Genomic DNA, 12,186 nt, shown 5'->3' with positions numbered 1-12,186 from the left:
GTTTCCTCACGTCGTCCCCGCGCCCCGCCTTCCCCGGACCGCGGGCGGTTGGGAGGACATACGTACACACGGACGGGGGCGTTCAACGGGGCGGACCGGTTCACGGTCCGTCGGGCGGGCAGTAGTGTCTCGTGGTCATCCCCGTCCATGACGTGAACCCGGCGCGCCGCACCCCGTGGGTGACGTACGCCCTGATCCTCGCGAACGTCCTGGTGTTCCTGTTCACGCCCTGCATGACCGGGTCGGCGACGGGCGACGGCTCGCTCGCGCAGTTGTGTGACCTCCAGGCGTTCCTGGACCACTACGCGGCGGTGCCGCAGGAGTTGCTCCAGCACCGGATGCCCCGGCTCGTGCCGACGGGCGCGACCGGCGTCGGCCCGCAGGGACCGGGCTGCGTGGTCGCTCCGCCCGGCTACGACAAGTCGCCCGAGCTGAGCGTCCTGACGGCGATGTTCCTGCACGGCGGCTGGCTGCACCTGCTGGGCAACATGCTCTTCCTGTGGATCTTCGGCAACAACGTCGAGGACCGGATGGGCCACGTGCGCTTCCTGCTCTTCTACGGCGTCTGCGGCTACGCGGCGACCTACGGCTTCGCCCTCCTCAACGCCGACTCGGGCGCTCCGCTGATCGGCGCCTCGGGCGCGATCGCCGGTGTGCTCGGCGCCTATCTGGTGCTGTATCCGAAGGCCCGCGTCTGGGTCCTGGTCCCCTTCCTGATCTTCCTGCCGCTGCGGCTGCCGGCCTGGCTCGTGCTGGGTTTCTGGTTCGGGCTCCAGGCGGTCTACTCGTCCGGCGGCGCCGTCTCGGACGCGGGCACCGTGGCGTACGTGGCCCACGTCGTGGGCTTCGTCGTCGGCATGCTGATCGCCTGGCCGCTGCGACGGGGCACCCCACCCCCGCCGGAGCCGCGCGGGCTGCTGTTCGGCAGGCGGGCGCGGCCGGGGTGGTGACCGTCGGCGCCGGTGCGCGCCCGTGCGCTCAGGCGTGGGATGCCTCGCCGGGGACGACGGGGGCCGGGGCGGTCCAGCGGATGCGGGTGCTGCACAGCGCGACGGCGACGGCCGACGCGGCCACGGCGCCCATGCCCCAGGAGAGGTCGCTGGCGCCCGCGATGAAGCCGATGAGCGGCGGGCCGGCCAGCAGTCCGGTGGTGCCCATGGCGGCGACCAGGGTCAGCGCGTCCGAGCCCTGGCGGGCGGCGGCGGCGTAGACGCAGGGGGTCACGGCGGCGATCCCCAGGCCCATGCAGGCGAACCCGGCGAGGGCGGGTGCGACGCCGCCGCTGACCAGGGCGACGGCGAGACCGGTGCCGGCCACCGCGCTGCCCAGCAGGACGACCCGTCCGTCGCCCCAGCGGCCCCGCCAGCCGTCGGCGAAGAGGCGGGCGACGACCATCATGCCCGAGACGACGGCGATGCCCAGGGGCGCGAGCTGCGCCGACGCCTCGGCGACGTCCTTGAGGTAGAGGGCGGACCAGTCGTTCATGGCGCCTTCGGCGACCGTGCCGAAGACCATGGCGCAGCACATCCACAGGGTCAGGCGCGAGGGGACGGTCCAGCGGCGGCCGCCCGGCTTCGGGCCGGCGGGGGTCTCCGGCTCGGCCCGGTCGGCCGGGGCGTCCTCGTCGAGCAGTCCCGTCCGCGCGGACACGCCCAGTACGGCGAGGAGGGCGGCGGCCACGCCGAAGTGCGCGGCGACCGATCCGGTGGCGGCGGTCATGCCGGAGGCGAGCAGGGCCGCGAGCAGTGATCCGGCGCTGAAGGTGGCGTGCAGTTTGGCCATGGTGTTGCGTTCGTGGCGGGTCTCCAGGGCCGCTCCCTGCGCGTTCATGGCCACGTTCAGGCAGCCGACGAGGACGCCGTCGGCGCACATCACCACCAGGGCCGTCGGATAGTCCGGGGCCGCCGCCAGGGCCAGCAGCAGCAGGGCCAGGCCGAGCTGGGACACCAGCGCGAGCCGCCGCGATCCCAGGCGCCGCATCAGCCAGGCCACCACGGGGAAGGACACCGCCGCGCCGACCCCGGCGGCCATCAGGAGCACGCCCACCTCGGCCGCGCTCAGGTCCAGGTCGGCCTTGACGGCCGGGATCCGCGCGGCCCAGGTGGCGTACTGGAAGCCGAGGGACAGGAACAGCGCGGCGATCGCCAACTGGCCGCGCAGGAAGGGATCGTGGAGGCGGGACACGCGCATCAGCTCACTTCGCGCAGGGTGCTGGGCGGGGAGGGGGCCGGGCGGACCCCTACCGACTTGGACATGTACACGGCGTCCCCGCCGTACTCGCCGACGGGCACCACCCCCGGCTCGGCCACGAAGCCGCGCGCCGACCAGAACCGCTCGGTGCCGCCCACGGCGACCAGGGAGATCCGCTCGTCCCCGCGCGCCCGGGCGGCGGTGGTGAGGTGGCGCAGGAGGTGCCGCGCGAGGCCTCTGCGGCGCAGGCCGGGTGCCACGACGATGTCGTGCAGGTGGAGGTTCCCGGGCGGGAGGGCGGGCGCGGCCCCCTCCGCCCGCGTCAGGTCCGGGTAGCGGTGCGGCGGATAGGGCAGCGCGAGCACGTAGCCGGCCGTGCGGGCGCCGACGTCCGCGACGAAGCAGGTGTCCGGCGAGGCCGCCGCCCGGGACTGCAGCGCGGCCCGGCCCTCCGACAGGCCGAGGCCGGTGTAGGCGTCCCGCTCCAGCGCCACGACGGCGTCCCAGTCCCGGTCGGCGAGCGGGCGTACCCGCACGGTCTCACCCATCGGCGCCGGTCCCGTCCGGGTGGCCCGCACAGGCGTACGGGAGCGGGGCGAAGCCGTTGAAGCCCACGGTCGTGTAGCCGGCCGCGTACGCGCCGCAGGACAGCACCCAGACCGGGTCACCCGAGGCCAGCGCCGCGGGCACCGGGACGAGCCCCTCCTCGTGGGAGTAGGCGTCGTCGCTGTCGCAGGTGGGTCCGGCGACGACGGCCGGGACCCGCGGGCCCTCGGTGTGGCCCGGGAAGACCAGCCGGTACTGGAGGGCGTCCATCTCGTACAGGCCGTTGAACTTGCCGCAGCTCAGGTACAGCCAGTGCTGCCGTTCCCCGTTCGCCGCCCGGCGTTCGGCGAGGCGGGCGACGTGGGCGCGGATCGCGCCGTGGTCGGCGACGAGGTGCCGTCCGGGTTCGATGACGAACTCGAGTGGGCCGCCGTGGATCCGGCGCAGTTCGTCCATGCCCTCCCGGATCACCGCGAAGATCTTGTCGAGCGGTGGGTCGAGGGGGGTGCCGCGCCGGTCGCGGTAGCCGACCGCGGGCAGGCCGCCGCCGAGGTTGACGTGGTCGACGCGGATGCCGCGCCGGCCGAGTTCGCGCAGGACGTCGCCCAGGTCCTCGACGGCACCGTGCCACGCCTCGCCCGTCATCTGCTGGGAGCCGACGTGCACGGACAGGCCGGCCGGCACCAGACCGGCGTTCCGGGCCGCCTCCATGACGTCGACGGCGTCGCCGGGCGGGCAGCCGAACTTGTTGCTCAGCCCCCACACGGCGCCCGCCCCGCCGGTCGTCACCCGGCAGAACACGCGGGAGCCGGGGGCGTGGGCGGCGAGGGCGGTCACGTCCTGGACGCCGTCGGTGGCGAAGGTGCGGATGCCGAGCCGGTAGGCCTCGGCGATGTTCCGGTCGGACTTGACGGTGTTGCCGTAGTGCACGCGCCCCACCGGCACCCCGGCCCGCAGCGCCTGCTCCACCTCGCCGGGGCTCGCGGCGTCGACGCCTGCGCCCCGGTGTGCCAGGGCGGCGAGGACCTCGTCGACCGGGCAGGCCTTCATCGCGAACCGCACCTGTACGCCGGGTAGTTCGCGGCGCAGCGTGTCGTGGCGCCGCTCGATGCCTGCCAGGTCGTACACGATCCGGTCCTCGGTGGCGGCGGCGAGCGCGGCGGCCAGCGGCTCGCTGAGGAACGCGCCCGTCACCGCGCTCACCGCGGCTGCCCCGGGGAGTGGGCGAGGGGCGTGGCCTTGGCGGCGGCCACCATGCCCTCCCAGGCCTCGGTGAGCAGGGCGAAGTCCGCCATGTCGCCGCGTGCCTCGTCGAGGAGGCGGGCGCGGCGGCCGGCCAGGAGATCCGCGAAGTCGGCGTACCTGCCGCCCAGTCGCCGATAGGCGGTGTCAAGGGCGTCGAGCCGGCGGACGTTCTCCGCGGTGTCGAGGCCGGTGCTCTCGCGGGCCAGGGCGGCGACGCCGGCGGGGCGGGCCCGCCCGTGTTCGTCCAGCAGCGCGTCGCCCGCCTCGGCCATGCGGTCGTAGACGAAGTGGAAGTAGAGCATCGACAGCAGGAACTTGGCGAAGCGGGTCTGGTAGGCGAGGAAGCCGGGTCCCGTCCTGCGTTCGCCGGTGTAGTAGTTGACGATGTTCCGGTTGTGCAGCACGCCCGGCAGCCGGGCGTCGTGCACCAGGTGGATCAGGAAGTAGTCGCTGCCGATGGTGTCCCGGGCGGGCGGCAGCGGCACCCGTTCGGTGATCGTGTCGCCGTGGAAGGCGATGTTGCACATGTCCACCCGCATCGGGTCGACCACCGTCAGCAGCGAGTGGTCGGCCGTGAACGGATGCGTGCCGGCGCCGGTGAAGGACTCCTCGACCAGCTCCCGCTTCTGTTCGGCGGACCAGCCCTCGGGGGCCCAGAGGGAGACGACGTCGTGGTAGACACCGGGGTCGGCGTCCCGTATCTGCGCGATGTCGACGGAGGGTTCGCCCACGAAGGAGCTGCCGACCATGGCGACGCGCCGCTCGAGGAGCGGGCCCGGCAGGGTCGACTCGGTGACGCCGGGGACGGCGTCGGCGGCGCGTGCGCCCAGGGACAGCAGTTCGTGGTGGACGGGGAAGACCGTGCGGCCGGCCACGCTCTGGTAGCGGCTGTCGGAGTCCCTGCGGTGGACGGAGTCGCAGCCGAGCGCGGCCGCGATCAGGAAGGCGCGGTTGGTGCAGGCGCCGTAGGACAGGCCGTCGGGAAGCATCAGGTCGAGGAGCAGTTCGGGCTTGGCGCTGCCCGAGTGTGCCGTCACCCGTGTCAGGAAGTCCCGCTGGGCGGCCTCGTCGAGGTGGTGGGCGGTGATGCGGGGGTGGGCCGGCAGCCGCCGTAAGGCCGCGGCGTGGGCGGCGTGGTCCGGGGGCGGGCAGGAGTCGAGGACCAGCACGTGGACATCGATGTCGAAGTGGTCGGCGGCGTGGGCGGCTTCCTCGCCGAGGGCCGCGATGGTCTCCGGGCAGGGCCGGTTGGTGGGGAGGGTCAGGCAGATGCTGCGCATGCGGCGTCCCCGGTGGCCTCGTCGGTCGCCTCGTCGTCCTTGTCGCTGCCGGCGTTCGCGTGCCAGGGCTTGAGGCCCAGCAGCTTCTCGCCCAGTTCGGTCAGTTCGGCGGGGCCGTAGCGCTCGGACTCGTGCCGGTGGGCGTCGCCGAGGAGGGTGGCGTTCCAGTCGGGGGTGGCCAGGGTGCGCCAGGAGTCGACGCGGGAGTCGCGCAGCGTGGTGTGGCTCTCCAGCGCGGGCATCATCGACAGGTACTGGACGGAGCGCACGCCTTCGCCGGAGATGTTGGGCGCGACGCCGTGGGCCAGCAGGCCGTTCCAGATGAGCAGGTCGCCGGCCTCCAGGTCGGGCCGTACGACGGGCATGTCCTCGCGGTCGATCGCGGGCCGGATCGGGTCGCGGCCGTCGGGCTGGAGGGCCTTCCAACGGTCGAAGCGGCGGAACAGCTCGGGGCAGCACTGGAAGCCGCCGTGGTCGGGCTTGGTGTCGTTGAGGGCGATGATGCCCTGCACCCGCTGGGGCAGGATGCCGAGGGTGGTGTCGACGTCCCAGTGCAGGTCGATGTCGAAGCCGCGCTCCGGCTTGTTGATCAGGGCGCGGTCACGGTTGCCGGTGTTGGGCGGGTTGAGGTTGAGCCGGTCCAGGGTGACCCACAGCTCCTCGCAGTCCCAGACGTCGACGAAGGCGTCGTAGACGCGCTGTGCCTGGCGGCTGTCCCAGATGAGCTGGTGCTGGTACGCCTCGACGAAGCCGTAGATGTGCAGCTCCCGGTCGAGGTCGGAGCGGTACTCGCGCTCCTGGTACCAGGTGTCGGGGCGCTCGGGGTCGAGGCCCTGGAACTCCCAGGCGAAGTCGAGCAGTCGGCGGGCGGAGTCGGCGGGTATCGCCTCCTTGACCACGACGTAGCCGTACGTCTGCCAGTGGGCGAAGTCCTCCTCGGACAGCACCCGCAGGGGACGTGTCTTGTCGAGGTCGCGCAGCTGGGTGCGGGCCAGGTAGGTGTCGGCGTCCGCGCTGAAGTAGGGCAGGTCCGACGGGGCTCGGTGGAGGTAGGAATCGGGCGTCGCCATGTGGTGCTCCAGGTCCTCGCCGTCGCCCGCTCTGGCAACGGCGGTGCGTGCGACGGAGGTCGGGCCGTCGCACATGAGGTCGGTGGTGGCAGCGTGGCCCGCTCGCGTCTCGGGGCGGGAGCGGGGCGACGAGGGCGGCTCGGAGGGACGGGGTTCTCCCCGTTCGGGGGGTCGCCCGGTCCGCGCTCTCGTCCGGAATGGTCGTCTCGTCCGGGGTGGTCGTCACGGAAGTCGTCGTACGGAAGTCGTCGCCACGACAGCGGTCTGCGCAGTCCGGCCGCGGCAGGTGTCCGGCGCGGAAACTGGTGTCACATGCGTCCCTCGCTGAACTTGCGCCTCACAATGGACTAGACCAAGGGAGGGTGTCAACACCTCTTCAACACCCCTCCCGACGAGGGCAGTTGTTACTTCCGAGTTCGGCGACGGCTCCCTTGACACGTCTGGTTAACCTGAACGCGCACCCTCTTGGTCTATACCAAGAAACCATCCGAAAGGCGCGGCCGATGTCCTCCAGCAAGCACAGCAGCGAGTCGCGCCGGCTCGCGCTCTCCGTTCTGCAGCCGGGTTTCGTGGGCACCGAGGCCCCCGACTGGATCCTGCGCGACATCGGCGACGGGCTGGCCTCCGTCGTGCTCTTCTCCCGCAACATCGTCTCCACCGAGCAGGTCGCCCGGCTGACCGCACAGCTGCGCGCCGAGAACCCCGAGCTGATCGTCGCGATCGACGAGGAGGCGGGCGACGTCACCCGGATCGAGTCCGCCACCGGGTCGTCCCGGCCGGGCAACTTCGCGCTCGGGACCGTCGACGACACGGAGCTGACCGAGGCCGTCGCCGCGGACCTCGGCCGGCAACTGCGCACCGCCGGAGTGAGTCTCGACTACGCGCCGAGCGCCGACGTCAACTCCAACCCCGACAACCCGATCATCGGCGTACGCTCCTTCGGCGCCGACCCGGACCTGGTGTCCCGGCACACCGCCGCGTGGATCCGCGGCCTGCAGTCCTCCGGCGTCGCCGCCTGCGCCAAGCACTTTCCCGGCCACGGGGACGTCGCCGTCGACTCCCACCACGACCTGCCGGCCTACCCGGCCGGGCTGGACGAGATCGCCGCCCAGGCCCTGCCCCCGTTCCGGGCCGCCGTCGCGGCCGGCGTGCGCGCGGTCATGAGCGGTCACCTCCTGGTGCCCGCCTACGACCCCGACCTGCCGGCCACGCTGAGCCGGCGCATCCTGCACGGCCTGCTCCGCGAGGAGTTGGGCTTCGACGGCCTCGTCGTCAGCGACGCCATCGAGATGGGCGCCGTCACCGCCCGGTACGGCATCGACGGCGCCACGGTGAAGGCCGTCGCCGCCGGCGTGGACGCCATCTGCGTGGGCGGCGAGAGCGCCGAGGAGAGCACCGTCGCCCTGCTGGTCAAGGCGCTGTCCGCCGCGGTGTCCGCCGGCGAGCTGCCGGAGGAACGGCTGGCCGAGGCGGCCGGCCGGGTACGGGAGTTCGCCCGCTGGTCGGCCGGGCTGCGGGCGGCCGGGGCCGCCGGGGAGGCCGCCGGGGACGGCATCGGCCACGTCGCCGCGCGCCGTGCCGTCCGGCTCACCGGCGCCGCGCGTGCCGCACTGCCGCTGACCGTCGCGCCGCACGTGGTCGAGCTGGCCCCGGTCACCAACATGGCCATCGGCAAGGAGACCCCGTGGGGCGTGGCGGGCCCGCTGCGCGAGCGGCTGCCGGGCACGACCTCGGTGCGGGTGCGCGGTCAGGAACTGGAGGAGGGGACGGTCGCGTTGGAGAGCTGCGCCCTCGAACCGGCCGCGGGCCGCCCGCTGGTGATCGTCGCCCGCGACGCGGCCCGGCACGCCTGGATGAGCCGTGCCGTGACCGGCCTGACCACCGCCCGGCCGGACGCGATCGTGGTGGAGATGGGCCTGCCGGGCACCACCGCCGCCGCGGCCCAGATCTTCACCCACGGCGCGAGCGCGGCCTCGGGGGTGGCCGCGGCCGAGATCCTGGTCGGCACCGACTGACGCCCGGGACGCGCTACGCGCTGATCCCCAAAGCCTGTTGAAGTACGGGACGTTGCCGCTTAGAGTTCAATGGTCCAGACCAAAGGGCGAGCAGGGCGGCCGCATCCGTGTGTGCCGTCGGCTTCGCCGTGCACGGGGGACGGGGGAATTGATCGTGAGGGCGCAGGACTTAGGCGTCGGCGCGACAGGACGGGTGATCGTCCTGGATTTCGACGGAGTACTGCTCGACACGGAACGCACCGGCATCGAGGTCTGGCGCCATCTGCTGCGCGACAACTCGCTGGAGCCGCGCGGCACACTGAGCGTACGTCCCGACGGCACGCTCGACCGGGACACGCTGCGCAGCGGCCTGACCGGCACGCTGGGCCGGCGGCGCACCCGGGCCCTGTGGTCCGAGTTCGAACGGCGCAACCGTGCCCGGGCCGACCTCCTGGACGCCCGCGCCGGGGTACGCCCCTTCCTCGCCCACTGCCGGGAGCGGGGGCACCGTCTCGCGGTCGCCTCCGGCAACTGCCGGGACTGGGTGGAGGGCCACCTCGGGAGGCTGGGCATCCGGTCCGCCTTCCACTCCGTGCACTGCGCGGGCCCCGGGGTGCGCACCAAGCCCGCCCCCGACACCTACCTGGGCGCGCTGCGCGCCTGCGCCCCCGCGGGACCGGCCGCGAGACCCCTCGCCGTCGAGGACTCCTACGCCGGTCTGGCCGCCGCCGACGCCGCGGGCCTGCCCGCCGTCTGGCTCACCGACGCACCCCGCTCGGCGGTCCCGCCCGGGCCCGTCGCACGACGGGTGCGCGCCCTGGACGAACTCATCGGCTCCCTCTGACCCGTCCGCATCCGCACATCCGGCCCATCCGCCGAGCAACGAACCGCACCACCGTCCTTCGGCCGGGGACCGCGACGGGGCCGCTCCATGCCCCGTGACGCCGTCGCCGCCGTCGAACCGCGCTCTCACCCCACCCAGGAGACTGCGATTTCCGTGCTGCTCGCCTCACCCATGCGCGAACTGGACCTTCTCGTGGCCGGTTCCGACCCTCTCGACGCCGCCCGCGACGCGCCGCGGCTGCCCGCCCTCAACAGAGCCGGGGACATCGCCGGCCTCGACCGCCTCGCCCGCACCTGGAACGACCGGGTCGTGGCGAACGTGCACGACACCGTCACCGCCGGCGCGGCCCTGCGCGACCTCGGCTTCGCCCTCGCCTCGCTGGAACGTCACGGGGTCGACTACCGCAGCGTGCCCGGTGCCGAGGAGCACCTGCTGCGGCTCGGCGACCGCACCGGGGAGGTGCCCCGCGACAGCGTCTACACCTACGCGCTGCGCAACCCCGAGGACGCCGTGCGCTCCTTCACCGAACTGCCCGAGGAGGCGCTGTTCATCCGGGAAGTGCGCACCGCGGGGGTCGCGTTGCGTCCCGCCGTCGACGCGCTGCTCGACGCGCTCACCCCGGCCGTGGACGACCCCGTACTGCCGGAGCTGCTGGCCGAGGCCACCCGGGGGTTCACCGTCTTCGCCCAGTCGCTGCTGGCCGTGAAGCGCGCCATCACCCCGCAGACCTTCTCGGGCGAACTGCGCCCCTACTTCCCGCCCATGACCGTCGGCGGGCAGGTGCTGTACGCCCCGGGCGGCGCCCAGATGACCCCGCTGCTCGTCGACATCCTGCTGATCCGGCCGGAACCCGGCGACCCCGCGGAGGAGTGGTACGAGGGGTACCTGCGCGAGAACCTGCCCTACCTGCCCGCCGCCTACCGCGCGGCGAGCGACCGGGCCCGCCGCCACCGCCCCCTGCTCCCCCGGCTGGTGGACGAGGCGGGGCGCTCCCCCGCTCGTTCCGCCGCCGCACGCACGCTCGCCGGACTGGGCGCGCTCATGCGGGAGCTGCTCCGCTTCCGCCTGCCCCACCTGCAACTCGCCAAGGCCAACATGAACATCCGTCCGGACGGCTCCCTCGGCAGCGGCGGCTACACCACCGACTCCCTCGACCACCTGGCGGAGCTGACCCTCGCCCGGCACCGGCTCCTGACCGGTGCCACCGCCGGCGCAACCACGGAGAAGTGACCCCCATGGCCTCCACCCCACCCACACCCCCCATGTTCGCGCCCTTCACCCCCGGCACCGTCCACCACCCCCTCGCCGTGTCCCCGGGCCCGGTACGCCCGGCCGCCGACGAGGTGCGCGTGCGCTACCCCACCCGGCTGAACGCCATGGCCCTGCAACCCGGGGCGATCGCGGGCGACAACAACCTGATCTACGACGCCGGTGAGGTCGTCTTCTCCGTCGCGCGCCACCACCACGTCCACGTGCACCGCCGGGAACCGGGGGCCGGGCTGCTCCTGGACCCCGGCGTACGCAGGCCCGAACTGGTCGAGCACGCGGCCCTGATCATGTGCGCGGCCCTCGGCGTGGACCCCGACCTGGCGATCGGCGTCGACAGCGACCCCCTGCCCGTGCACGCCGGCTTCGGCTCCAGCAGCAGCCTCATCGCGGCCGTCGCCGCCGCCGTCAACCACCTGTACGGCTGCCCGGTGGACCGCGCCGACCTGCTGCCGTACCTCACCGGCAACCACGGTGAGGAGCACGGCGGCCGGCCCGGTCTGCTCACGCCCGTGCAGTGCATCGGCGGCTCGGCCGCGTCCGGTCTCTACCCGGGCGGGGTGCAGGTCGTCGCCGGACGGAGCACCGTCGTGCTGTCCGCGCCCGTGCCCGATCACCTGTCCCTGGTCATCGGGGTCCCACGGGCCCTGGAGGAGCGCCCCACCGACGAACTGATGGCCGCCGAGGTCGCCCACTTCGACCGGTTCCGGGCCACCGGCGAACGCTGGTCGCCCACCATCGCGTTCCGGATGCTGCACGAGGCCATGCCGGCCGCCCAGCGCGGCGACCTGGGCCCGCTGGGCTCCCTGGTCTTCGACTACCGGTTCCGGATGGGCAGCATCGAGAACTGCTCCTTCTCGCACCCCGGCCTGACCGAACTGGCGGGCGAGGTCGAGTCCCTGTGGCACGAGAAGGCGGCGACCGTGCTCGCCCTGTCCTCCGTCGGCCCGGCCTTCTTCGCCCTCACCGACGACCCGGACCGCTGCGCCGGCCGCTTCTCGGAGCTCGACATGGACGTCGTGCACGCCCGGCCGCACAACGGCACCTACGAGGAGACGGGGTCAGCCCGATGACCGACGCGACCACGGCCGCCGGCCGCGCCGCCGCCTACTGGAACGCCCCGGACACCGTCGCGGAGTTCCGTTCCCTGGGTGTGCGGCCCTACCTCACCGATCTGCTCGGCCGCGTCCCGGTCGACGGCCCGGCCCTCGACCTCGGCTGCGGCGGCGGGCGCAACTCCGTGGCCCTGCTGGAGCGGGGCTTCGACGTCCTCGCCGTTGACCTGCACGACGGCATGGTCGACGCGACCCGTGCCCGGACCGCCGGGTACCCGTCCGGGCGGGTCACGGTCCGGCAGGGCGCGGCCCACGCGATCCCGGCCGACGACGGCACCTTCGCGCTGGTGGTCTGCTACGGCGTCCTGCACAACGCCGTCGACCGGGCCCAGTGGGAGACGGCGGTCGGCGAGATCCGCCGGGTGCTGCGCCCGGGCGGTCGGCTGGCGCTCAACACCTTCACCTCCGAGACACTGGACCCGCGGCTGCGGCCGGGCACCGGCGACGGCCAGTACCTGCTCCCCGACGACGTGCCCATGACCCTGCTGCCCGACGCCCGGATCCTCGACGCGTTCGCCGGGGCCGGACTGCACACCGAGGGCGGGACGCACAGCTACGTCCGCGACCTCGAGGTCGGGCCGCGCGCGGTCCTGCGGTGCGTGCTGCGCCGGGGGCCGCGCCGGGGGGAGGACTGAC

The 12,186-nt window shown here is 73.7% G+C and carries 11 protein-coding genes; 6 read left to right on the top strand and 5 right to left on the bottom strand.

Annotated elements, in window-relative coordinates:
- The first annotated feature begins 131 nt into the window (after positions 1 to 131).
- The gene (locus ACGH7X_RS30465) at positions 132 to 950 is read left to right on the top strand and encodes a rhomboid family intramembrane serine protease (RefSeq protein WP_399890912.1); all 819 of its coding nucleotides are present in this window, start codon (positions 132 to 134) and stop codon (positions 948 to 950) included.
- Positions 951 to 978: 28 nt separating this feature from the next.
- Here ACGH7X_RS30465 and ACGH7X_RS30460 read toward each other — a convergent pair whose 3' ends face one another.
- Genes ACGH7X_RS30460 through ACGH7X_RS30440 form a run of 5 tightly spaced genes read right to left on the bottom strand, consistent with a single transcriptional unit; the run spans position 979 to position 6,331 of the window.
- Complete coding sequence (locus ACGH7X_RS30460; RefSeq protein WP_399890909.1) at positions 979 to 2,190, bottom strand: MFS transporter; 1,212 nt, start codon at positions 2,188 to 2,190, stop codon at positions 979 to 981.
- Complete coding sequence (locus ACGH7X_RS30455) at positions 2,190 to 2,738, bottom strand: GNAT family N-acetyltransferase (RefSeq protein WP_399890907.1); 549 nt, start codon at positions 2,736 to 2,738, stop codon at positions 2,190 to 2,192. Before ACGH7X_RS30455 ends, ACGH7X_RS30460 begins: the two co-directional genes overlap by 1 nt.
- Positions 2,731 to 3,939 carry a type III PLP-dependent enzyme gene (locus ACGH7X_RS30450; RefSeq protein WP_399890904.1) on the bottom strand — a complete coding sequence of 403 codons (1,209 nt, stop codon included), beginning with the start codon at positions 3,937 to 3,939 and terminating at the stop codon, positions 2,731 to 2,733. Before ACGH7X_RS30450 ends, ACGH7X_RS30455 begins: the two co-directional genes overlap by 8 nt.
- Positions 3,936 to 5,261, bottom strand: coding sequence for a DUF6271 family protein (locus tag ACGH7X_RS30445; protein ID WP_399890901.1), 1,326 nt, complete (start codon positions 5,259 to 5,261; stop codon positions 3,936 to 3,938). The genes ACGH7X_RS30450 and ACGH7X_RS30445 overlap by 4 nt, the downstream gene beginning before the upstream one ends.
- The gene (locus tag ACGH7X_RS30440) at positions 5,243 to 6,331 is read right to left on the bottom strand and encodes a phytanoyl-CoA dioxygenase family protein (protein ID WP_399897433.1); all 1,089 of its coding nucleotides are present in this window, start codon (positions 6,329 to 6,331) and stop codon (positions 5,243 to 5,245) included. The genes ACGH7X_RS30445 and ACGH7X_RS30440 overlap by 19 nt, the downstream gene beginning before the upstream one ends.
- A 503-nt stretch (positions 6,332 to 6,834) precedes the next feature.
- On the opposite strand from ACGH7X_RS30440, the gene ACGH7X_RS30435 reads away from it, so the two are divergent.
- The 5 genes from ACGH7X_RS30435 to ACGH7X_RS30415 all read left to right on the top strand — a co-directional run bounded on the left by ACGH7X_RS30435 (position 6,835) and on the right by ACGH7X_RS30415 (position 12,185).
- A complete protein-coding gene (locus ACGH7X_RS30435; RefSeq protein WP_399890898.1) occupies positions 6,835 to 8,346 on the top strand; it encodes a glycoside hydrolase family 3 protein in 1,512 nt (503 codons plus the stop codon).
- Between the two features lie 193 nt (positions 8,347 to 8,539).
- Complete coding sequence (locus tag ACGH7X_RS30430; protein ID WP_399890895.1) at positions 8,540 to 9,169, top strand: HAD family hydrolase; 630 nt, start codon at positions 8,540 to 8,542, stop codon at positions 9,167 to 9,169.
- A gap of 87 nt (positions 9,170 to 9,256) precedes the next feature.
- Positions 9,257 to 10,399 carry a monodechloroaminopyrrolnitrin synthase PrnB family protein gene (locus ACGH7X_RS30425; RefSeq protein ID WP_399890892.1) on the top strand — a complete coding sequence of 381 codons (1,143 nt, stop codon included), beginning with the start codon at positions 9,257 to 9,259 and terminating at the stop codon, positions 10,397 to 10,399.
- A gap of 5 nt (positions 10,400 to 10,404) precedes the next feature.
- Positions 10,405 to 11,508 carry a hypothetical protein gene (locus tag ACGH7X_RS30420; protein WP_399890889.1) on the top strand — a complete coding sequence of 368 codons (1,104 nt, stop codon included), beginning with the start codon at positions 10,405 to 10,407 and terminating at the stop codon, positions 11,506 to 11,508.
- Positions 11,505 to 12,185, top strand: coding sequence for a class I SAM-dependent methyltransferase (locus tag ACGH7X_RS30415; protein ID WP_399890886.1), 681 nt, complete (start codon positions 11,505 to 11,507; stop codon positions 12,183 to 12,185). The genes ACGH7X_RS30420 and ACGH7X_RS30415 overlap by 4 nt, the downstream gene beginning before the upstream one ends.
- Position 12,186: the final 1 nt, after the last annotated feature.

The sequence above is a fragment of the Streptomyces sp. BBFR51 genome, from assembly GCF_044591655.1.
Taxonomy (GTDB): domain Bacteria; phylum Actinomycetota; class Actinomycetes; order Streptomycetales; family Streptomycetaceae; genus Streptomyces.
This window is presented reverse-complemented; position numbering and strand designations above follow the sequence as displayed.